Annotated in this window: 17 protein-coding genes and 2 pseudogenes; 12 read left to right on the forward strand and 7 right to left on the reverse strand. The window is 68.0% G+C overall.

What is annotated here, in order from left to right; genetic code table 11:
• Positions 1-67 precede the first annotated feature (67 nt).
• The 5 genes and pseudogenes from ACZ37P_RS34355 to ACZ37P_RS34375 all read left to right on the forward strand — a co-directional run bounded on the left by ACZ37P_RS34355 (position 68) and on the right by ACZ37P_RS34375 (position 9,775).
• On the forward strand, positions 68-6,883 hold the full coding sequence (locus ACZ37P_RS34355) for a putative toxin (RefSeq protein WP_467350325.1): 6,816 nt from the start codon (positions 68-70) through the stop codon (positions 6,881-6,883).
• Positions 6,880-7,623 carry a HEAT repeat domain-containing protein gene (locus ACZ37P_RS34360; RefSeq protein ID WP_467350327.1) on the forward strand — a complete coding sequence of 248 codons (744 nt, stop codon included), beginning with the start codon at positions 6,880-6,882 and terminating at the stop codon, positions 7,621-7,623. The genes ACZ37P_RS34355 and ACZ37P_RS34360 overlap by 4 nt, the downstream gene beginning before the upstream one ends.
• Positions 7,624-8,915: 1,292 nt before the next feature.
• Positions 8,916-9,038, forward strand: a complete 123-nt coding sequence (locus tag ACZ37P_RS34365; protein ID WP_467350328.1) for a hypothetical protein — start codon at positions 8,916-8,918, stop codon at positions 9,036-9,038.
• A gap of 2 nt (positions 9,039-9,040) precedes the next feature.
• Positions 9,041-9,178, forward strand: a pseudogene (locus ACZ37P_RS34370) (ISAs1 family transposase); the annotation flags it as partial.
• A 291-nt stretch (positions 9,179-9,469) separates the two neighbouring features.
• Positions 9,470-9,775 (forward strand): hypothetical protein, encoded by a 306-nt coding sequence (locus tag ACZ37P_RS34375; protein ID WP_467350459.1) that lies wholly within the window; start codon positions 9,470-9,472, stop codon positions 9,773-9,775.
• A gap of 126 nt (positions 9,776-9,901) precedes the next feature.
• Here ACZ37P_RS34375 and ACZ37P_RS34380 read toward each other — a convergent pair whose 3' ends face one another.
• Entirely contained in the window at positions 9,902-10,342 is a 441-nt protein-coding gene (locus tag ACZ37P_RS34380; RefSeq protein ID WP_467350330.1) for a hypothetical protein, read from the reverse strand.
• A gap of 152 nt (positions 10,343-10,494) precedes the next feature.
• On the opposite strand from ACZ37P_RS34380, the gene ACZ37P_RS34385 reads away from it, so the two are divergent.
• On the forward strand, positions 10,495-11,787 hold the full coding sequence (locus tag ACZ37P_RS34385) for an IS256 family transposase (RefSeq protein WP_467350332.1): 1,293 nt from the start codon (positions 10,495-10,497) through the stop codon (positions 11,785-11,787).
• A 439-nt stretch (positions 11,788-12,226) separates the two neighbouring features.
• Here the strand turns inward: ACZ37P_RS34385 and ACZ37P_RS34390 are convergent, their stop codons facing one another.
• Positions 12,227-12,571, reverse strand: a complete 345-nt coding sequence (locus ACZ37P_RS34390; RefSeq protein WP_467350334.1) for a hypothetical protein — start codon at positions 12,569-12,571, stop codon at positions 12,227-12,229.
• A 547-nt stretch (positions 12,572-13,118) separates the two neighbouring features.
• Here ACZ37P_RS34390 and ACZ37P_RS34395 point away from each other — a divergent pair.
• Entirely contained in the window at positions 13,119-13,286 is a 168-nt protein-coding gene (locus tag ACZ37P_RS34395; RefSeq protein WP_355348527.1) for a hypothetical protein, read from the forward strand.
• Between the two features lie 40 nt (positions 13,287-13,326).
• Complete coding sequence (locus ACZ37P_RS34400) at positions 13,327-14,355, forward strand: helix-turn-helix transcriptional regulator (protein ID WP_467350335.1); 1,029 nt, start codon at positions 13,327-13,329, stop codon at positions 14,353-14,355.
• On the opposite strand, the gene ACZ37P_RS34405 is transcribed toward ACZ37P_RS34400, so the two are convergent.
• Positions 14,346-15,473, reverse strand: coding sequence for an SDR family oxidoreductase (locus ACZ37P_RS34405; protein WP_467350337.1), 1,128 nt, complete (start codon positions 15,471-15,473; stop codon positions 14,346-14,348). The two genes, ACZ37P_RS34400 and ACZ37P_RS34405, sit on opposite strands and share 10 nt — an antisense overlap.
• Positions 15,474-15,499: 26 nt before the next feature.
• Here ACZ37P_RS34405 and ACZ37P_RS34410 point away from each other — a divergent pair.
• A pseudogene (locus tag ACZ37P_RS34410) lies at positions 15,500-15,775 on the forward strand (discoidin domain-containing protein); the annotation flags it as partial.
• A gap of 86 nt (positions 15,776-15,861) precedes the next feature.
• A complete protein-coding gene (locus tag ACZ37P_RS34415; RefSeq protein WP_467350339.1) occupies positions 15,862-16,497 on the forward strand; it encodes an NAD(P)-dependent oxidoreductase in 636 nt (211 codons plus the stop codon).
• A gap of 95 nt (positions 16,498-16,592) precedes the next feature.
• Here the strand turns inward: ACZ37P_RS34415 and ACZ37P_RS34420 are convergent, their stop codons facing one another.
• Positions 16,593-16,973, reverse strand: a complete 381-nt coding sequence (locus ACZ37P_RS34420) for a DoxX family protein (RefSeq protein WP_391162205.1) — start codon at positions 16,971-16,973, stop codon at positions 16,593-16,595.
• Positions 16,974-17,061: 88 nt separating this feature from the next.
• Between ACZ37P_RS34420 and ACZ37P_RS34425 the strand changes: the two genes are divergently transcribed.
• Complete coding sequence (locus ACZ37P_RS34425; RefSeq protein ID WP_391050021.1) at positions 17,062-17,970, forward strand: LysR family transcriptional regulator; 909 nt, start codon at positions 17,062-17,064, stop codon at positions 17,968-17,970.
• A gap of 270 nt (positions 17,971-18,240) precedes the next feature.
• Here the strand turns inward: ACZ37P_RS34425 and ACZ37P_RS34430 are convergent, their stop codons facing one another.
• From ACZ37P_RS34430 to ACZ37P_RS34440, 3 genes are all read right to left on the reverse strand, one after another.
• On the reverse strand, positions 18,241-19,161 hold the full coding sequence (locus tag ACZ37P_RS34430) for a hypothetical protein (protein ID WP_467350340.1): 921 nt from the start codon (positions 19,159-19,161) through the stop codon (positions 18,241-18,243).
• A gap of 94 nt (positions 19,162-19,255) precedes the next feature.
• Complete coding sequence (locus tag ACZ37P_RS34435) at positions 19,256-19,603, reverse strand: ATP-binding protein (protein WP_188283376.1); 348 nt, start codon at positions 19,601-19,603, stop codon at positions 19,256-19,258.
• Between the two features lie 319 nt (positions 19,604-19,922).
• Entirely contained in the window at positions 19,923-20,630 is a 708-nt protein-coding gene (locus ACZ37P_RS34440) for a TetR/AcrR family transcriptional regulator (RefSeq protein WP_467350341.1), read from the reverse strand.
• A 142-nt stretch (positions 20,631-20,772) separates the two neighbouring features.
• Here ACZ37P_RS34440 and ACZ37P_RS34445 point away from each other — a divergent pair, with 142 nt between their 5' ends.
• Complete coding sequence (locus ACZ37P_RS34445) at positions 20,773-22,038, forward strand: saccharopine dehydrogenase family protein (protein ID WP_467350342.1); 1,266 nt, start codon at positions 20,773-20,775, stop codon at positions 22,036-22,038.
• Positions 22,039-22,108: the final 70 nt, after the last annotated feature.

The raw sequence follows: 22,108 nt of genomic DNA on the forward strand, positions 1-22,108 counted from the left end.
ATGGCTTGTGCGGCCCAGGACGGATTTCATGATGAAGCGGGCAAGGACAGCGACGACTTCTGCGGGCATGAGACGACGGATTCGCCGCAGGATCGCCGCAGTCGTCTCCGGCGCCCTGATCGCCACCCTGTTGCAAGGGGCGGTCCTCCCTGTGGCGGAAGCCGACGACATGCCGGGGATTCCGGCGTCGGAGAAGGCACTGAGCGGCCACGACGTGAAGATGGCTCCCCGCCAGACCAAGGGTGCGCCTGGCATCCCCCAGTGGACGCCGAAACAGAACTGGCCGAAGGCCAGTACCGCGCAGGTGACACTCCCCGCCCCCGGAAAGACCGCCACCGCCGTCCGCGCCGGAAGCACCGCGGTGGCGCTCACCACCGCGACCGCACAGACCGCCCGGGCGAAGACGGCGAGTACGCCCCTGGAAGGCGCCGCCACCGTGCGGGTGCTTGACCATCAGGCCGCCCAGCGGGCCGGCGTGGACGGCATGCTCTTCTCTGTCAGCCGCCAGAACGCAGCCCGCGGGAACGCGGTGGGACTGACCGTGGACTACAGCGCCTTCTCCCAGGTCTACGGAGGCGGTTACGCCGCCCGGGTCCGACTGGTGCAGCTCCCGGCCTGCGCGGCCACCACGCCTGAAGAGCCGTCCTGCTCCACGCGTACTCCCGTTCCGGCCCGTAACGACCTGGCTGCCCACAGCCTTACCGCGGCATCGGTAGGCGTGCCTGCCGCGGGCCAGTCGCTGCTGCTCGCCGTGGCCACCGGGACATCGAGCGATCACGGTGACTACAAGGCGACGCCGCTGTCGTCGTCCGCGACGTGGAACGCCAACCTGAACACTGGTGACTTCACCTGGTCCTATCCGATGCCCACACCGGATGTGCCAGGAAAATTCACTCCGACTGTCAAGCTCGCCTACTCCTCCGACTCTTTGGACGGACGTACGTCCAACTCCAACAATCAGGCGTCCTGGGCCGGCGACGGTTTCAACCTCTGGTCCGGTTCGATCGAGCGCAGTTACAAGCCATGCGCCGACGACAACGTGAAGAACGCCGACGGGAAGGTTCCCGGCGACCTGTGCTGGGCCTATGACAACGCGACGCTCTCCTTCAACGGGCACGCAGGAGAGCTCATCGCAACGGGAACCAACACCTTCCGTCTCAAGGGCGACGACGGCACCAAGATCGACCGCGTCTACGGTGACACGAACAACGTCCGGGCCAACGGGGCGCGCAACGACGAGTACTGGAAGGTGACGACCACCGACGGTACCCGCTACTACTTCGGCTACAACCGGCTCCCCGGCTGGGCCACCGGCAACGCAGTCACCAACTCGGCCTGGACCGTGCCGGTCTACGGCGACGACTCCGGTGAGCCCTGCAACGCGGCCACGTTCGCCAACTCCTGGTGCCAGCAAGGCTGGCGCTGGAATCTCGACTACGCGGTCGACGTCCACGGCAACGCCATCGCCTACTTCTACAACAAGGAGACCAACACCTACGCCCGTAACCTGAAGCCCGCCGACGAAACCGCGTACGACCGCGGCGGCAGCCTCGACCACATCGAGTACGGGCTACGGGACAGTTCCGTCTACTCCGCCAAGGCACTCGCCCGTGTCGATTTCGCCTCAGCCGAGCGCTGCATCCCCGAAACCGGCGTCACCTGCGACGCGGGCACGATCAACGACAAGTCGTTCTACTGGTACGACACCCCGTGGGACCTGAACTGCGCCGCGGGCGCGGACTGCACGAAGTCCGCGTCCCCCACGTTCTGGACCCGCAAGCGCCTCACCGACGTCACCACCCAAGTCCTCAAGCCGGACAGCAGTGGCTACAACCCCATCGACACCTGGCACCTGGACCAGGGCTGGGGCATGGCCGACATCGACTACCAACTGCTCCTCAAGTCGGTCAAGCACACCGGCAAGTCGGCCACTCCGAACATCTCCCTGCCGCCGGTCACCTTCGGATACGACCAGCGCACCAACCGCCTCAAACAACCCGGCGACGACACGGCACCGTTCATCAAGGAGCGGCTGGCCACAGTCGTCGACGAATCCGGCGGACAACTCGACGTCACCTACTCCGCGGCCACCTGCGACGCTGCCCACCTGCCGACGCCGGCGTCCAACACCACCCGCTGTTTCCCGGTCTACTTCACCAAGCAGGGCGACACGGATCCCACTCTGCAGTGGTTCAACAAATACGTCGTCGACACCGTCGTCCGGACCGACCGCACCAAATCGTCGCCGGACATGGTCACCCGCTACTCCTACCTCGACGGGGCGGCCTGGCACTACGACGACGATGAAGGGCTCACCAAGGAGAAGTACAAGACCTGGTCGACCTGGCGCGGCTACGGCCACGTCCGGGTCCAGACCGGCGGTCAGGACCCGGTCGGTATGAAGACCCAGACCGACCACTACTTCCTGCGAGGCATGGACGGCGACAAGGGCGGCACCAACCCGGTCACCGTCTCCGACGACCACGGCGGCACCATCACCGACAGCGACCCGGTGGCGGGCTTCGAGTACAAGACCGAGCAGTACAGCGCGCCGGGCGGCAAGGTCTTGTCGAAGACCGTCAACACCCCCTGGTTCCACGAGACGGCCAAGCGGGTGCGGGACTGGGGCACGACCACGGCCGACCTCACCGGTACCGCGAACACTCGCACCTGGGCCTCGCTGGACAACGGCGCGGGAACCACCTGGCGGCAGACCTACAAGGTCAACAGCTTCGAGAACACCGCCGGGCGCGTCGTCAAGACCGATGACTTCGGTGACGAAAGCACTCCCGCCGACGATCAGTGCACCCGCGTCACCTACGCGGACAACACCAGCGTGTGGCTGCTCACCGCCGTCGCACGCAGCGAGACCGTTGCCGTCAACTGCTCCGCCACCCCGAACCGGGCCAAGGACGTTCTCTCCGATGTCCGCACGGCCTACGACGGACTCGACTACGGTGTCGCGCCCACCAAGGGCGACGCCACCCACATGGCATCCCTGAAAAGCCATGACGGCAGCAAAGCTACCTACCTTGAGGCCGGCACCACATACGACAGCACCTACGGTCGGCCGCTGACCGCGACGGACCTCACCGGTACTGTCACCGCCACCGAAACCACGAGCCCGGTCCGGACCAACCGCACCGACGGTCGGACGATGACCACGGCCTACGCCCCGGCGACAGGCTTTCCGACGACCGTAACCGTGACCTCGCCGCCAGCGGTGCCAGGCACGGCATCGACCTCACAGGCGACGAAGACCACCTACGACACGCTGCGCGGCCTGCCCCTCACCGCGCTGGACACCAATAACAAGCGCACCGACATGACGTACGACGCCCTCGGCCGCAGTCTGAAGGTCTGGCTGCCCGACCGGTCCAAGGCCAACAGCGACATCCCGAACTACCAGTTCGTCTACACCATCACCGACACCAAACCGATCTCGGTCGCCACCAAAACGCTCAAGAGCGACGCCGGGCAGCAGACCTCCTACGCCCTGTACGACGGGTTCCTTCAGCCGCGGCAGACCCAGGCGCCCGGCCCGAACGGCGGACGTCTGGTGACGGACACGTTCTACGACGAGCGCGGTCAAGTTGTCATGGCCTTCGCCCCGTACTACAACACCAGCGCACCCTCGTCGGAGTTGCTGAAGCTCGATGACGCTCTCGGTGTCGAGACCCAGACCCGCAACACCTACGACGGCCTGGGCCGCGTCGTCCAGACCCAGCAGGTTTCGGGCAACAGCGGCGGCGGTGGCATTCTGGCAACCACCAGCACCACGTACGGCGGCGACCGCGTTACGGTCACGCCGCCGAGGGGAGCCACTCCGACCACCACGGTGGTCGACGCACGCGGCCGAACCACCGACCTGCTCCAGTACCACGCAGCCACCCCCACCGGAGCGGCCGACACGACCCATTACGGCTACACGCCCGCCGGGAAGCTGGAGAAGATCACCGACCCGTCGGGCACTGTCTGGTCCTACGGATACGACCAGCGTGGCAACCAGACCAGCGCGCACGACCCGGACAAGGGTGACACCTCCTCGGTCTTTGACGACCGCAACCAGCTCGTCTCCACCACCGATGCCAACCACCAGACGATCACGCATGTGTACGACGGCCTGGGCCGCGAGACCGAGACCCATGACGGCACCGCGACCGGACCGCTGCTGACCAGGCACGTCTGGGATCCGTCCGACTACAAAGGCCAACTCGCCTCCGCCACCCGCTACGTCGGCGGAGCCACCGGGACCGCGTACACCACCACGTACAACATCTACGACGCCCTCTACCGGCCCAACCGGATCACCACCACTATCCCGTCGGTCACCGGCGAGGAAACACTGGCCGGGTCATACCAGACCAACGTCAAGTACAACGCCAACGGCACACTCCAGTCGACCGGCTACCCCGCGGCCGGCTCCCTGGCCGCCGACGTCCTGGTGCCCACGTACGACGACGTGCTGCGCCCGGTCAAGCTCACCGGAACCGGCGGCACCACATACCTCACCGATGCCGTCTACAGCTTCACCGGCAAGCCGCTCCAGTACACCTACCAAAGCGGCGGCAAGAAGACCCAGGTCACCAACACCTACCAGTGGGGCACACAGCGCCTGGCCAACGCGCGCGTCGACCGCGAGGACGTCCCCGGCACCGACAAGTCCTCCACCTACGGCTACGACGAAGCCGGCAACGTCACCTCGATCAACGACGTCTCGCGCGACGGCACCGACAGTCAGTGCTTCACCTACGACTACCTCAGCCGTCTCACCGAGACCTGGGCCCAGACGGCCGCCACCTGCGGCGACCCCAGCGCCGCGCTTCTCGGCGGACCGGCCCCCTACTGGCAGTCGTACACCTACGACCTCAGCGGCAACCGCAAGACCGAAACACTCCACGACCCCAACGGGGTGACGGCCAACGACGTCCACCGCGCCTACATCCATCCGAGCGCGACAGCGGCGCGGCCGCACACTCTCAGCGAAGTCGACACCAACGGAGCGACTGGAACAGCGGCCGACTACTACACCTACGACGCCACAGGTAATACCGCCACCCGCACTGTCGGCGGCGACAAGCAGACCTTGATCTGGGACGCCGAGGGCCACCTCACCAAGGTCACCGAGGACGACGGAAACGGCGGCACCAAGACCGTCGCCTCCTACGTCTACGACGCAGACGGCAACCGCCTGATCACCCGCACCGCCACCGACACCACCGTCTACCTCGGCTCCACCGAGATCACCCTGACCAAGGGCGCCACCAAGGCCAAGGCCACCCGCTACTACGACCTCGGCGGCGGCACCCAGGCCATCCGCACCGACGACAACAAACTCAGCTTCCTCATCGGCGACCACCTCGGCACTGCCCAACTGGCCATCGCCGCAACCGACCTGGCCATGCAGCAGCGCCGTTCCACCCCCTTCGGCGGAGCCCGCGGCACCACACCGGCCAACTGGCCCGGCAGCAAGGGCTTCATCGGCGGCACCATCGACCAGGGCACCGGCCTCACCCACCTAGGCGCCCGCGACTATGACCCCGCCACCGGCCGCTTCATCAGTGCCGACCCCATCCTCGACACCGCCGACCCGCAGCAGATGAACGGCTACAGCTACAGCAACAACAGCCCGGTCACCTACAGCGACCCCACCGGCCTCCGTACCGACTGCGGCAGCAGCAGCCGCGACGGCGCCGCCTGCCCCAAGAACGACCAAAACGGCAACGGCCTGCCCGACAACGGCAAACAAACCGGAAACAGCCCCGCTCCCGTAACGACGAGCGCGGACACGGACCCGTCCTCCTGCGACCAGGACTGCCAGCGTATGAGGGACGCCTACAAGTGCGGTGTCCTCGGCTGCCAGGCAACACACAACCTTGGTGAATGGTGCCAGCACAACGAAGTCCTGTGCTACGCGCTCTCCAAGTCCGAAGGGTTCAACCGCACGATACAGAAAATCTGGGACACCGAGAAGGAAATGCTCGGGATCTCTGGCTTTGAGTCATGCAGAAACGGAGACCTCCTAGCCTGCGCGGAACTCCAGGCGAGCGTCGTATTCCAGAGCAAGCTGAGAGTCCTTGCGGCAGCGCTTCGCGAGGGCAACAAGTACACCGGTGGCACTCTAGGATGCCTGACGAACAGCTTCTCGCCGTCCACCCTCGTGCTCATGAAAGACGGCAAACTCAAGCCGATCAAGGACATCAAGCCCGGCGACGAGGTCGAAGCGGCAGACCCGAAAACCGGAAAACACATCGGCACCCGCCGCGTAACCGCCAGACTCGTCCACCACGACGACGACCTGACCGACGTCACAGTCCAGGCCTCGACCGGCGAGACAAAGACGCTTCACACCACTTCCCGCCACCCCTTCTGGGACGACACCAGCCACACCTGGGTGGAGGCAGGTCAGCTCATACCAGGCCATGTCCTCAACACGGAGGACAACAAGCACACCCGCATCCTCTCTGTCGCCGGCCGGCCCGGCGCCGCCGCGATGTACAACCTCACCATCGAACAGCTCCACACGTACTATGTACTCGCTGGCACCACACCAATCCTGGCCCACAATGGCGGCGGAACGATAATTTGCCAGCTCGGACAGCAAGGCGAGAAAGCTTCCGGAATTACCAAGAATACTCAAAAACTGATCATCAATGGACGGACCAGAATTCCCGATGAACTCGACCCTGCGGCAGGTGTGATCGGAGAAGTTAAGAACGTGAAGTACCAGCACCTATCGAAGCAAATAAAGGACGACTTGTCCTACGCCAACGCAAACGGCTACCAGTTCAATCTCTACATCCGCTCTACCACTCGAATTTCCAGGCCACTTCAGGATTTGGTCAATTCGGGTGACATTAACTTGATCAGGAACCTTCCATGACGGAAAAAGACCCGCGTGTGAGTAGCACTCGCCTCAGTCGCGAAGAGATCAGTGAGGTCGTGCACGGTGACCCTATTGCCCGAGCGGCGAAATCACGCAATAACCAGGTCATTCGGCGTCGGCAACTCTACGCCAATAGCGCTGGCGGGGTGCTAGCGGACCTCGCAAGTGTGGGTTTTTCGATTGAAAGCGTCGGAGAGCTGCTTCGGCTACGTTTGAACTACCGGACTGCTGTACCAATACTGCTCGACTGGCTGCCCCGATCTTCATACTTGCCACTCGCAGAAGACATCACGCGGACACTATCGGTCGGGTTCGCCAAAAAAGAGGCTGCACCTAAATTCTTGACACTCTTCCGTGAGCCGCCGGAAGTTGAAGATCCGATGCGACCAGAGAATTCTGAGCCACCAAAAGAACACCTACGATGGGTGCTAGGAAATGGACTGGGGATCTTCGCCGATCCATCAATAACTGATGAACTTTTCGATCTTGCGTGCGATCGAAGATACGGCCAGGCTCGTTCACAGATCGTTCTCGCCTTGCCCAAGACCAAGGACGATAGAACCCCAAGGATACTGCAAAGCCTGTTGGAAGATTCTACAGTTTCAGCCTTCGCAATCGAGGCTCTCGGGAAGATGAGAATCACGGAAGCGCGTGAACAGATCGAAGGATTGCTCACCAGCCCAGACATGAATATTCGAGACCAGGCCAAAAAGGCACTCAAGCGCATCGCCGAGTGAGAATTTTGTTCTCGCCGACTCTGGACCTGGCTCCTCGCGATCGTGGAAGCCGAGCGCCAGGGTCGCCGATACGCTCGGATGGCCCCACTCTGCCTGTCGCAGAGTCGGCTCATGAGCACTCCGTCGCCGCCTGTCCGCATATCTGTGACGGCCGCCGTTGTTGGCGTATTGCTGATCCTGGTTCTCGCCAGTTGCACCACCGGCGAGGGCACTGCTCATACCTCGGGCGCGACTCCCATTTTCTCCGCAAACCACCCGGACATGTTCCGACGTCAAAACAGACTTCGACCGCCAGGAGGAGCTCCTCGAAACCAGCCCCGGCCCAGTTGCGGATCGGCATCAACCTCATCGTCAGGAACCCCGCGTGCTTCTCCACGGAGGCGGTCAACGGCGCCCATGTCGTCGCCGACCTGAACAAAGGCGTCAGGCCCACCACGCCGCCGTTTGCTTCATGACCAATGAGTGGAACGGGCAGCCCCTGACCGCCGCACGAGCCGCAAAAGATGTTGCACAACACTGACATGGCTCTGCCCGGAGTTCCGTGAATTCCCAGGCCAAGAGGACGTATGCGGGAACATTTCGGCGAGGAACGCATTGCTGGTGGGTGTTTGCTCGCCGGATGACGCGCTCTCGGACGTCGATGTGCGGATAGAGTCCATAGACTTCACGGCGGACGTCCTGGCTCCGGTGACGGCCGTGTGCGGTCCGCCACTCAGATGCCTGGAATGCCGAGCCAGGGCTTGGCGGGTGCACTCATGCTACAAACGCTCTCTGGTCCAGCGACCTTCGACAGGGAAGAAGTTGCTGGTCAGACTGAGGGGCAGGCGGTCATCCACAACCTGGCCGAGCGCCGGAGGCCGACGTACGTCGAGCAGGTCAGCGGGTTGAACGAGCGGTACCGCCGCTCCAGTCTCGGGCTGAAGTCCTGGCTCCAGCAAGTCGAGCTCGGCGGGCGGCCGTGCGCCGCGTGCACATCGTCGCAGGCCGCCGTCGAGCTTCCGCGCGATCGCGCCCAGTGCTGTGTGCAGGTTCTCCAGCCGGACGGCCTCGGCCAGCGGCAGCGAGTGGCGTGCGATCCATTTCCAATCCGACGGCTACATCTGCTGGAGGGCGCCCATTCCCCGTTCTGGCGGCGGCTCATGCGGAATCAGGGCTGTTTCAAAGTCCGAGTGATCCTGCGAAGTCGCAGGTCGCGGTGGCGTGCCGATTCCCGGTCGACCCGTCTCTCACACAACGAAGCTTCGGTTGGAGCAGGTGACCTCTCAAGTCGCCCTGTGAACCGGAGTTTCGATATGCCGTCAGCCTGCCTGATCAAGTCGCCCTCGCGTCAGCACCGCGCGCTGCCGGGACTGCCCCAGTGGCTGGCCACGCTGGCCGTCCGAGGCATCGGCGCGGGAAGCGTCACCCGTTCGTGAGCGTGCTGCTGATCGCGTGCTCGGCCGTGCTGAGCGGAGCGCGTTCATTCGCCGCGATCGGCCAGTGGGCCAAGAACGCCCCGCAGGAGGCCCTTACCCGGCTCGGTGCCCGAACCACTAGCGTGTTCTCTGTCCGCGTCGCGCCGAGCATGGCGACCATCCGTCGGATCATTGACCGGACCTGTCCCGGCGGCCTTGCCGACCTGCTCGGCGCCGTCCACCGCGGGCGCTCCTCGCGGTGGACGGCGAGGGGCGCCTGCGGCTGCCGCCACGGTGACACCCCCGGCCGCGCATCTGCTCGCCGCCATTACTGGTGGCGGGCCGACCGTCACGCAACTGCGAGTCCCGGACAAGACGAACGAAATCACCTGCTTCGCCAACCTGTTGGCCCCGTTCGACCTGACCGGGTGACCGTGACTACCGCGGGTGCCATGCACGCCCAGTGCAGCCTCGCCCGCTTCCTCGTCAAGAACAAGGAGGCGCACTACGCGCTGTGCGTGAAGAAGAACCAGGCCGGTCTCTACGAGCGGCTGCACGCACTGCCCTGGATGCAGGTGACTGCGAAGTTCTACGACCGCACCCAGCGGCACGGCCGCAAGGAGACCCGTGTGGTGCAGGTCCTGACCGTCGATGACCTCGACTTTCCGCACGCCGCACAGGTCGTACGCCACCGCACCTGCGTGAAGACCGGGCAGACGCAGCCGCGAGACGGTCTACGTCATCACCGACCTGACTAGCCAGGAAACCTCCCCACAACGGCTCGCGAAGATCATCCGTTCGCAGTGGGTGATCGAAACCGGCTCCACCTCGTCCGGGACACCGCCTTCCGCAAGGACACCTCCAAAGTCCACACCGAGCATGGCCTAGAGAACATAGCCGCCTTGCGCAGCTTCGCGATCAACTGCCTCCGTACCGCCGGTCACCACAACATCGCCGCTGGACCCCGCGAGATGTCCTACGAACCGTTCACCCGTCCCCTGGCCCTCCTCGGACTCCGCTGACCAGCACAGACGCACCAACAGCCGGACTTTGAAATCGCCCTGCATGCGGAATGCCCATGAGAGCAGCGCTGCACGCAGGCCTGGCGGAGCCAGACTTTGCGCCGGTGGCAGGGTGAGGGCTGTTGTCACGGCGGCCTGAGCGTCAGCGATGCCCGCCCGGTGCTTCGCCGAGATGCGCGGCCACTTTACTTGCGCGTAGTCCACGGCGTGCTCGAACCACGCGAACGTGTTCCTCGTACGCAGTTCCTGGGCTGGCAGTCCCGTGGTGGTGTCGAACTGCTCGCCCAGCCGCAGCGCGGCCATCAGCTCAGCGCGTCGCTCGTCAGCCTGCGCCTCGAACTGATAACTCTCACTATGGTCTGTCCCGTCGACTCGCCACCACACCCCGAACGACCGGAACCTCCCCGGGGACTGTAAAGCGTTCGGTGTAACTCTCGATCATGGAAGATGCATCGATGACCAGTGAGTACGTGGCTGAGCACGAGGCCGTTGGATCGACGGAGGCCGTGCCGGTGAAGGCCGTGGATGTGCAGTTGATTGATCAGCTGGTGGGCCGCGCCCGAGCCGAGGGTCTGCAGCTGACCGGTGAGGGCGGGTTGCTGCAGCAGCTGACCAAACGGCTGCTGGAGTCGGCCCTGGAGGGTGAGATCACCGACCACCTCGGCTATGACAAGCACGATGCGGCCAGCAGGAACGGCGGCAACTCCCGCAACGGCAAACGCTCCAAGACGGTGCTGACCGACATCGGCCCTGTGGAGATAACCGTGCCGCGTGACCGTGACGGCTCCTTCGAACCGAAGATCGTCAAGAAGCGGCAGAAGCGTCTGACCGGCGTTGACGAGATGGTCATCTCGCTGGCCGCGAAGGGCCTGACCACCGGCGAGGTCCAGGCTCATCTGGCCGAGGTCTATGGCGCCGAGGTCTCCCGGCAGACCATCTCCACCATCACCGACAAGGTCCTCGAGGGCATGGCCGATTGGCAGAGCCGACCGCTCGACGCCGTCTATCCGGTGCTCTTCATCGACGCCATCCACGTGAAGATCCGCGACGGTGCGGTCGCCAACCGGCCCATCTATGTGGCCCTGGCCGTCATCACCGAGGGCCGGCGGGAAATCCTCGGGCTGTGGGCCGGCGACGGCGGCGGGGGCGCCAAGCACTGGATGCACATCCTCACCGAGATCAAGAACCGCGGCGTCGGCGACGTGCTCATGCTCGTCTGCGACGCCCTCAAGGGGCTGCCCGAGGCGGTGGAGACGGTCTGGCCCCGCACGATCGTGCAGACCTGCGTGGTGCGCCTGCTGCGGAACTCCTTCCGCTATGCCGCCCGCCAGGACTGGGACAAGATCGCCCGTCTCCTCAAGCCCGTCTGCACCGCTGCCACCGAGGAGGCCGCGCTGGACAGGTTCGCGGAGTTCGCCGATGCCTGGGGCCGGAAGTATCCGGCGATCGTGAAGCTGTGGGAGAACGCCTGGGAGGAGTTCACTCCATTCCTGCGGTTCGACACCGAGATCCGCCGCATCGTCTGCACCACGAACGCGATCGAGTCCGTGAACGCCCGCATCCGCCGGGCGGTCAAGGCCTGCGGCCACTTCCCCAACGAGCAGGCCGCCCTGAAGTGCGTCTACATGGCGATCATGTCCCTCGACCCCACCGGCAAGGGACAGACCCGCTGGACCATGCGCTGGAAGGCCGCGCTGAACGCCTTCGACATCACCTTCTACGGCTGCCTTACGGCGGCGCGTCAATAACCCCAACCACCCTGGTTACACCGTTCATTTGACAGACCCGCCGGACCCGACATTGGCAAGTCGAACCCCACGGCACACGGCCCGTACGCGAGGTCGGGCGCGATGGTCGGCCACTGTGGAGCACGCTTCCGCCTACGGCCGGGACTTCTCAGGCCCGTTCGGTGACGAGCTGCTGGAAGACCGCCGCCAGGCCGCGGAGCTCGCGTCCGTCGCCGCGCACACTCCGGCCGGGTGCGCACCGGTGTGCGCCCGGTGGGGCTTGCCTTGGACGGGCGTTTGGCCTTGGCAGCTTGCAGTCGCCGGTACCGTAGCCGCTGCCCGGCGCATCTGCCGGATCTCTGTCGCGGTTGTGTCCTGCGGGCCCGCCAGCTCCGGCAGCCCCTCGATGTCGGCGGCCGGGGGCTCGGGTGTCAGGGCCTGCTCGAGCAGCTGGTCGATGTCACGCCATGCGGCGGCGCTGCGCGGCTTCTGTCAGGTGCTCTCGCTGCGTTCTTGCTGGTTGCGAAGCTGTGTGCTGCGGCTCTCGGGGGCGTCGACGGGCGGCGTCGCGGTGGTCGACCTGTACGGCGCGCTGCTGGCGGGTGGTCCAGCAGGGCATGGTGGTCATGCCGCGCGGCCCGGCGGCGAGGAACCCGGACGCACGCCGTACGCCGCCGGGCGGTTCCTGGCGCAGGTCCAGGGCTGCCAGGACATCATCGGCGCTCCAGACCGCGTCGGAGACCTCGTTGACCGCCCACGCGATCCGGGCCTGGTCGGCGGCCCGCGGCCATGGCAGACGCCGCATCAGCTCTTCGGCCAGCGCGAACCGTTGGCCGACGTGGTTGTGCTTACATGGCCCGCGCTTGGCCTTCTTCTGGTGAGACGACGTGCGCTTCCCGCTGGCGAGCTTGCCCTCGGAGGGATCAGGGGTACTACCGGCAGTGGAGACAGTTGAGGTACCACCCCGCAGTGGGGGTGCAACGGCCCTCGCCCAATCCGGGCCGGACACCGCTCCTGGCCGTGCTCCCCGGCCTCCGTTGCACCCCGCGCCGACGTTGTCGGCGAGGTCTTCGCCGACCGCCTTGGGACCGTCTTCCTCGCCATCACAGCAAGCCGGACACCTCACCCACACGCCAACCGCGCGAGCCGGGGTTAGGGAACCACGGCCGGGCGCGGAGTGTCCTTGAGGGCATCCGCACCCGCGGGAGACCCTGCGGGCAGAGACGAGGATGATGAGGATGCCGGTGAGAGGTCGTATGACGAGATGTGTGATCGCGGGGGCATCGCTGGCCATCACGCTGGCCGCTCTGTCCGGGTGCGCAAGCGACAAACGCGGGACCGGGGACTCACCCGTGGCGAACCACAAGGGTGACAACGCGCCCGCCGACGTCACCAACTTCCCCGACCACTACGCCAACATCGCCACCAAATGCGTCGCGGGCGCACCCGGCTACCGCGCGTTCGTCACCACCCGCGACGCCGCACCCGTCATACTTCCCGACCCCGGCTGCAAAGGCTGACCCCTCACCGCCGCGTCGGCGGGTGCGGGATCATGGGGGGATGCGCGCTGCCCGGCTGATCCGTATGGCCCTGCTGGTCCAGTCGAGTCCCGGTATGACCGCCGGCGCGATCGGCCGGGAACTGGGGGTCAGCGAGCGGACGGTGATCAGGGACGTACAGGCGCTGCAGGAGGCGGGAGTCCCCGTACGGTCGGAGCGGGGACGGGCGGGCGGATACCGGCTGGCGCCGGGGTACCGGACCCGGCTGACCACGCTCGGTCCCGGGGAGGCCGAGACGCTCTACCTCACCGGACTGCCCTCGGCCCTGCGGGACCTCGGACTGTCCGACGCCGCGGACACCGCACGGCTGAAACTGTCCGCGACCCTGCTGCCGTCTCTGCGCGCGGCGGCCGAGTCCTCAGCGCACCGCTTCCACCTCGACGCACCGGCCTGGTTCCGCGAACCGTCGGCCTGCACGCTGCTGCCCGAACTCGCCCGCGCCGTATGGTCCGACCGGACGGTCGAGCTCACCTACACACGGCCGGGACGCGATGGCACACCGCCCGCCACCGTGACGCGGCACCTGGAACCGTACGGCCTCGTCCTCAAAGCCGGGGTCTGGTACGTCGTGGGCCGCGTCCCCGGCCCACCGGCAGAACACGAAGACCCGTGGCGGACCTACCGCGCCGACCGGATCACCGCCCTGTCCCCCGGCGCCGGCGAGCCCTTCACCCGCGACCCCGCCTTCGACCTCGCCGAGCACTGGCGGGCCAGGGCCGCGGAATTCGCCCGGGCACTGCTGCGCACCACCGTCACCGTCCGCCTGACCCCCCGGGGACTGGACCGCCTGCCCGCCGTCACCGACCCCGCCGCGACCGGTGAGGCACTCGCCCGCGCCGACGCCCCCGACACCGCGGGCCGCGTCACGCTCCGCCTGCCCGCCGAAAGCGAAGACGTCGCCTTCACCCAGCTCACCCAACTGGGCGCCGACGCCGAGGTATTGGCCCCGCAGGGCCTGCGCGCCCGCTTCCGCGACCACGCGCAGGCCCTCAGCGACCTCTACGGCCCCCCGCCGCCGGATCAGCGGTAGTCGTCCGCCGTACCGGCCTTCCCCCCGTACCGCACATCCTCGAAATACCCCCACCCGTCCGGTTGGCTGCCGTCGACGTCCCGCACACCGTAAACCCTCGCCAACTCCCCGCTCGACGTCGACGTGCCGTTCCACCGCGCCGACCTCTGCGGATCAGCCGCCAGCGCCGCCACCGCCCGCGCGAGATAGTACGGCGACTCCGCGACCGCGAAATCCGGCTCCGTCAGGACAGCGTCACGCCAGTTCTCCTCCGACACGCCGAAGTGCGCCAGCATCTGCTCCGACCGCAGAAACCCCGGCGACACCGCAACCGCCGTACCCCCGAACTCCGCCAGTTCCTCACCCAGCCCGAATGCCATCCGGATCGGGGCGTTCTTCGCCAGGTCGTAGAAGAGATTCTCCCGGTAACGACGGTTCGACACCGCCGTGCCATCCGTCACCTCCACCAGCAAAGGCTCCGCCGACCGCACCAGCAACGGCAGCGCCAACGCCGCGGTGATCACGTGCGAGCGCACCCCCAGCTCCAGAATCCGCAGACCGTCCTCCAGCGGCGTCTCCCAGCTCTTCTTCCCGAACACCGAACCGGTCAGCAGATGCTCACCGCCCCACAGATCGTTCACGAGGATGTCCAGCCGCCCCCGCTCACGTCCGATCCGCGCCGCAAGAGCACGGACCTGCTCCACCACCAGATGATCAGTGGGAACAGCCACGCCCGTACCCCCCGCCGCCGTCACCAGCTCCGCCGTCTCCTCGATCGTCTCCGTCGCCCGGCCGACCTCGCTGACGCGCCCGCGCGTCGTACGGCCCGTCACATACACCACCGCACCCGCACGGCCCAGCTCAACGGCCAACGCCCGCCCCGCACCACGCGTGGCCCCCGCCACCAGAGCGATCCTCCCGTCCAAGGAACCTGCGGAAGAACCAGCAGAAGAGACGGCGGAAGAGACCGTGGAAGAGACGGCGGGAGAACCGGCGGGAGAGACGTTCCGGCCGGGATCCTGAATGTTCGTGTTCTTGTCCATCCCCCCAACCTCCACCCCAAAGGTGACAACCCCCGTCACCCTTTCCCGGCGGTCACAGAAACCGCGACGACGAAGGTCCAACAGCGCCAAACCCACAGCCCTGACACCCCTGGCATCCGGCCCGGTCAACGGCACCCGGAGCCGCGCTCACCGTCGACCTGGGCAAGGCCACGTGCGTCGGACGCCCAGTGGTCCAGGCGTCCGGTGCCACGACCGCGTACCGGATCGACGTCTCATCCGACGGCGCCGCCTGGACGCCCTTCGGCGACCCCGTCGCCGCGTCGGGCCCCGCCACCTCGACGGTCACCGCGACACCGGTGACCGCCCGCTATGTCGGATACACCGCGCAGGGCCCGGCGGCGCCCCATGTGGTGAGTCTTGAGGTCTATACCGGGTAGCCGCGGGCGACAATGCGCACAGGCCGGGTGACGGTCCGCGGGAGCACCGCGGACCGCGCCCCCGCACACCGGTCCGGGAGGCCGACGTGAAGCTCCTCGTGTTCGGGGCCAACGGCAGGACCGGGCGGCAACTCCTCGCCCAGGGACTGGCCGCGGGCCACGAGATGACCGCCTTCGTCCGTCCCCGGGCCACCCCGCCGGAACCCCGGCCCCGGCTCCGCGTCACGACCGGGGAAGTGACCGGGGACCAGGAGGCGGTGCGCGCCGCCGTCGAAGGGCAGGACGCGGTCCTGACCGCGTTCGGCAGCCCCACCACCTGGCACGGCCTGACCTCGCCCACCCTGACCGTCACCGCGATCCCGCGGATCGTGCGGGCCATGCGCGACACCGGAGTCAACCGGATCGTCCACCTGTCCGCACACGGCGTCGGCGACACCGCCGACCAGGCGCCGGCGGTGTACTGGGCCGTCTACAAGGCCCTCGGACCGATGTTCGCCGACAAGGCAGCCGGAGAGAAGATCCTGCGCGCCAGCGGCCTGGACTGGACCCTGGTCTATCCCGTGATGCTCGTCGGCGGACCCCTCACCGGCCGCTACCGGACCGGCGAACGCCTCCCGTTGCGCGGAATCCCCCGTATCTCCCGCGCCGACGTCGCCCACTTCATGCTCCGCGAGGCCGCCTACCCGGCCCACCTCCACACCACTGTCCAGCTCGCCGACTGACCCGCTCCACAGCTGCGTCGGGTACCGGACCGCACGCGCGCCGGTGAGCGCGGCACGGGCCCGCGCAAAGGAACGGATTCCGGGCCGCCGACCCGCTAGTAGGCGACAGTGAGCGCGAGGGACGCGACCGCCAGGGCCAGATAGCCGCCGGGGAACGCGATGTTGTAGAGCACACGGGCACGCACATGGGTGAGGACAGCGCCCACGAAGAAGACGACGAGGCCCGCGGCGGCGGCGACACCGACGGGCCGGACGCCCAGGAGCCCGAGGAGAAGACCGGCGGCGCCGGCGGCCTTGAGCGAGGCCAGCCAGATGTGCCAGCTCTGCGGGACGCCCACCTCCGCCGAGTTCGCCAGGACGAACTCGGCGCGGGCGAGGTCCGCGACGGCGATGCCCGCGTTGGCCAGGATGGTGACGACGGTGATGATCACATACGCGGTGAACACGATGCTTGTCCTCGGGGTCGGAAACGTCATGGGCTCGAAGAAGGTGCGGGCGCCCGCGACCACCAGCCTCGTCACACTCAACTTTCCCGTCCAATACCTGCACCTATAACCTGGGGGCATGGACGTGGACACCCGGCTGCTGCGCTACTTCGTCGCCGTCGCGGAAGAGGGGACCCTCACCCGCGCCGCCGAGCGGCTCTTCGTGTCGCAGCCCGCGCTCACCAAGCAGATCAAGCAGTTGGAGAGTCAACTCGGGGTGCGGCTGTTCACCCGGTCCCGTACCGGCATGACGCCCACGGACGCGGGCCGTCTGCTGGCGCAGCGCGCGCCCGCGCTGCTGGCGGACTGGGACCGCGTGCTGACGGAGACCAGGAGCGCGGAGCGCCGGGGCCTGCGGCTGCTGCGGGTCGGCTTCCTCGCCAGCGCGGCCAATGAGGCGACTCCGCACATCATCGCGGAGTTCACGCGTCGGCGTCCGCGGTGGCGGGTGGAGATGCGGCAGGCGTCCTGGGCGAATCCGACCGCCGGGCTCGCCGACGGGGACGTCGATGTCGCGCTGGTACGGCTGCCGTTCCCGGGCCAGGAGGCGCTGCGGGTGGTGCCGCTGTTCACCGAGCCGCGCTGGGTCGCGCTGCCCGAGGCGCATCCGCTGGCCGCGCGGGAGACGATCGCCTTCCGGGACCTGTGGGACGAGCCGTTCGTGGCCGCTCCGGCGGAGACCGGCCGGTGGCGGGAGGAATGGCTGGCCGCCGGGGAGCGCGAGGGCCGTCCGGTACGGATCGGCGCCGTCACGGACCTGCCCGACGACTGGCTCAGCGCCATCGCCAACGGTTACGGCGTCGCTCTCGCGCCCGCGTCCGCCGCCCGCTTTTACGCCAGGCCCGGTATCGCCTACCGCCCGGTGAGCGGCGTCAGCGACAGCGAGGTCGGCGTGGCCTGGGCACCGGCCGACGACGCCAATCCCGTGGTCCGGGACTTCGTCAGCTGCTGCACCGACCGGCCGTGGCCGGACGCGTCAGGGGCCTGACCACCACGGGCGGGCACGGGAACACGGCGCTCGGACGGGGAGACCGCGGCACCCGGGCACGGGGAACGCGGCGCTCAGCGAAAAGCCCACCCTCGCATTATTCCGTTTCCGGCCGCTGGGGATACCCATGGTCTGACAACGGCTAACACAATGAGTTGACCTGTCGTCGCGTGATGAGGCAGCAGGCGAGTTTGAGGAACGCTTCGTGGACGGCGGTACGGCGCCTCAAGGGCCGTATCGCCGAAGGCCGTTCAGGGATCTGACCTGACGTCAGGCGGGCAGGACGGCCAGCGATCCCGAGTGCACGGTCAGGGCGACCCGGTGGGCGGCGCCGTCCCGGTTCGGGACCTTCACCTGGACGTCGGCGGAGGTGGCGGACGTGGTGACGGCGTAGGCGTCGCCCGCCGGGACCGGGAGGCGTACGGCGGTCGACGCGGAGGTCGTCACCACGGCGAGGGTGTCCGGTGCCGCGCTGAAGCCGAGGTCGGCGCTGCTGGAGGTCACCGCGAAGTCGGCGTGGGAGGGGTGCAGCGCGTGGGCGGTGAGGCGGTCGGAGGCGACATTGACGGTGAGTCGGCCGCCGAGTCCTTCGAGCAGGGTCTCGCCCGAGGTCTGCCGCAGCCGCAGGCCGGTCTTCTCGGGGACGGTGAGGGTCAGGTCGCCGTCGCACGAGCCCGCCGTGTCGCCCCCGACGTCGCCGCCGACGTCGCCGCCATCGTCGTCACCGCCGTCGTCACCGGTGTCCGTACCGCAGACCAGAGTGAGGGTGCGCAGGCCCGCCGCGTCGTCGACGACACCGCGCACGCGCGCCGTACCGCCGTCGGGGCGGTGATACGTGCCCGAGACCGTGTGGGCGCTCGCGTCGGCGGTGATCCGCACGCGACCCGAGACTCCTTCGAGGACCAACAGATCGGCGGCGTCGGCGTGCAGACGGGCCGTGGCGTCGGGATCGGTGCTGCCGAATCCGGCGCTTCCCTGGTCGGCACTTCCTTGGTCATCGCTTCCCGCGCCGGGCGCGCCCTTGTCCGCCGGGCCACCGGCTCCGGCTCCGGCTCCGCCGTGGTCGCGGCCGTGTCCGGTGAGGACCACAGCGGCGGTCACGGCGAGGGCGATCACCAGTACGGCGATGAGGACGCCCGGCCGGGCGGTCCGTCGTCCTGCGGGGTGTACGGGCTGGTCAGCGGTCTCCATGCCGCCCGTCTGCCCCGGGGGCCACGCCCGAACCCCACCGGGATGCCGGTCGGGTCACGGGCGGGCGGGGTGCGGGCGCGAGGTCCCGGCGGCCCTATCGGGCCAGCGTGACCAGGACGGTCTTGCCGCCTCCGGGGCGGCGGGTCACCGCCAGTGAGTGGGCCAGCCGTTGGATCATCATCCAGCCGAAGCCGCCTCTGGCGCCGTTCCAGTCGGGCGCGCGGCCTTGCGGCGGGGTGTCGCTGGGGTCGTCGATCGCCACGCGAAGGGTGTTCGCGGCGGCGCTCAGACGCAATTCGCGTACCGCTCCGGCGTGCCGGAGGGCGTTGGCGGCCAACTCGGAGACCACGAGGGTCAGATTCTGCAGGGTCCGTACGGCCAGCGGAGGGTGGAGGGTGTCCGCGAACTCCGAGGCGGCGACGCGTGCTTCCGCCGCGCTCATGGGCCGGGAAACAGTCACGGCGTGGGCCACCGGCGTTGCCGCCGGTGCCCCGCCATCGGACGGATCGCTCACGTGAATCACCTCTGGAGGAGATCCCGCGGCGCGTGCGACCTGAGGTCAGCCGCGCCGCAGCATCATGACGACGAGTACGACGACGACGATGAGAACGATGGTTCCGATACCTATGTACATGTGACGCTCCTGAACCAGATTGTCCGGCGGTTTGCTTCCTCAGGTCGCTTGCCCGGCTCGGACCGGTCTACCGCGTTCTTTCGATACAGGGGTAAGGGACCGGATCCGGGGAAGGACGCCGGGTCGGTCAGCGCGTGGCCGGGGGCAGTTCGCGGGCGGCCTGCGCGATGAGCATGTCCAGGGCGTCGGGATAGGCGCTGCGTGTCATCCGGGCGGCGAGCAGGGGCGCGACCGCGGCGATGTGCGGGTGGGTACGGGGCGACAGGGCCGCATACGTGTCCTGCCAGATCTCCTCGTCGGCCGCGCGGGCGGCGGCGGGCAGCGCCAGCGAGGCCGCGTCCAGGGCGGCGAAGGCCAGGCAGCCGTCGATGAAGACGTGGTAGACGCGTACGAGGCCGGGGCCGGTGAAGCCGGCGCGGTGCAGGATGCCCAGGATGGCCTCGTCCGCGGCCAGTTCGCGCTTCCCCCCGCTGACCCGGCTGGCGGTCAGCACCGCCGCCTGCGGGTGGGCGAGATACGCGCGGTGGATCCGCAGGCCCAGGTCGCGCAGATCGCGCCGCCACTGGCCGGTGGGCGTCCAGCCCGCAAGGGCCCGGCCCATCAGTTCGTCGGCGATGGCCAGGACGAGGGCGTCCATGCCGCGGAAGTAGCGGTAGAGGGAGCTGGGGTCGGCGCCGAGTGCCAGGCCAAGCCGCCGCGCGGTCAGCCCCTGCGCGCCGTGTTCCGCCAGCATGTGCAGGGCGGTCTCCACGATCAGTTCGTGGCTGAGCACCTCGCCCTGCCGCGTCGGCCGACGTCGTTGCCGCGCGGCTCCGTCCACCACCTTCTTGGCCACGGCCGGGAGCTTACGCCAACGGCATTGACCTTACGGCGTCGTCGGCGGTTCCATCACTCCACGGCGCGAGCACCCCCCGTGCGAGGGCCCCGGCCGCACCGCTCACCCGCTCACCCACTCGACCAGCGGAAGGAACCCCGCCATGCGCGTACTGCTCATCGGAGCCGGAGGCGTCGGAAGCGCCATCACCCGGATCGCCGCCCGACGCGGTTTCTTCGAGCACATGGTCGTCGCCGACTACGACCCGGGCCGGGCCGAGGCGGCCGTCGCGGCACTGGGCGAGGCGGCGGACCGGTTCAGCACGGCCAGGATCGACGCCTCCGACCAGCTCTCCGTGGAGGATCTGCTGCGGGAGCGGCGGTGCGACGTGCTGCTCAACGCGACCGACCCGCGTTTCGTCATGCCGTTGTTCCAGGCCGCGCACCGGGCCGGGGCGACGTATATGGACATGGCGATGTCGCTGTCGGTGCCGCACGCGCGGCGGCCTCACGAGGAGTGCGGCACGAAGCTCGGCGACGACCAGTTCGCGCAGGCGAAGGCGTGGGAGGAGGACGGGCTGCTGGCTCTGGTCGGCATGGGCGTGGAGCCGGGCATGTCCGATGTCTTCGCCCGCTACGCCGCCGACCACCTCTTCGACGGCATCGACGAGATCGGGGTGCGCGACGGCGCGAACCTCACGGTGGACGGCTACGACTTCGCGCCGTCGTTCAGTATCTGGACCACCATCGAGGAGTGTCTGAACCCGCCGGTGGTGTGGGAGAAGGACCGCGGCTGGTACACCACGGCGCCGTTCAGCCAGGCTGAGATCTTCGATTTCCCCGAGGGCATCGGCCCGGTGGAGTGCGTGAACGTCGAGCACGAGGAGGTGCTGCTGATCCCGCGCTGGGTCGACGCCCGCCGGGTGACGTTCAAATACGGTCTCGGCCAGGACTTCATCGACAAGCTCCAGACCCTCCACGACCTGGGCCTGGACCGTACGGACCCGGTCACCGTCGCCACCGACCGGGGTCCGGCCCGGGTCTCCCCCAGGGACGTCGTCGCCGCCGTGCTGCCGGACCCGGCCGCGCTCGGCGACCGGATGCACGGCAAGACCTGCGCGGGCACCTGGGTGAAGGGCACCAAGGACGGCCGCCCGCGCGAGGTCTACCTCTACCACGTGGTCGACAACCAGTGGTCGATACGGGAGTACGGTTCCCAGGCCGTCGTCTGGCAGACGGCGATCAATCCGGTGATCGCCCTCGAACTCCTCGCCGACGGCACCTGGAGCGGCAGTGGTGTCCTCGGCCCCGAGGCGTTCGACGCGCGGCCCTTCCTCGACCTGCTCGTCGCGTACGGGTCCCCGTGGGCGATGCGCGAACAGGCCGGGAACGCGCAGGATCGGGACGCGGCCCCGGCGCCGAACGCGTAGCCACCGCCGCCCTCGGGGCGGATGCCCCGAGGTGCCCCCGGACCTGGGGCGCCTGTGTAGCCAGGGAGGA

It is taken from the genome of Streptomyces sp. NPDC024632 (assembly GCF_055559175.1).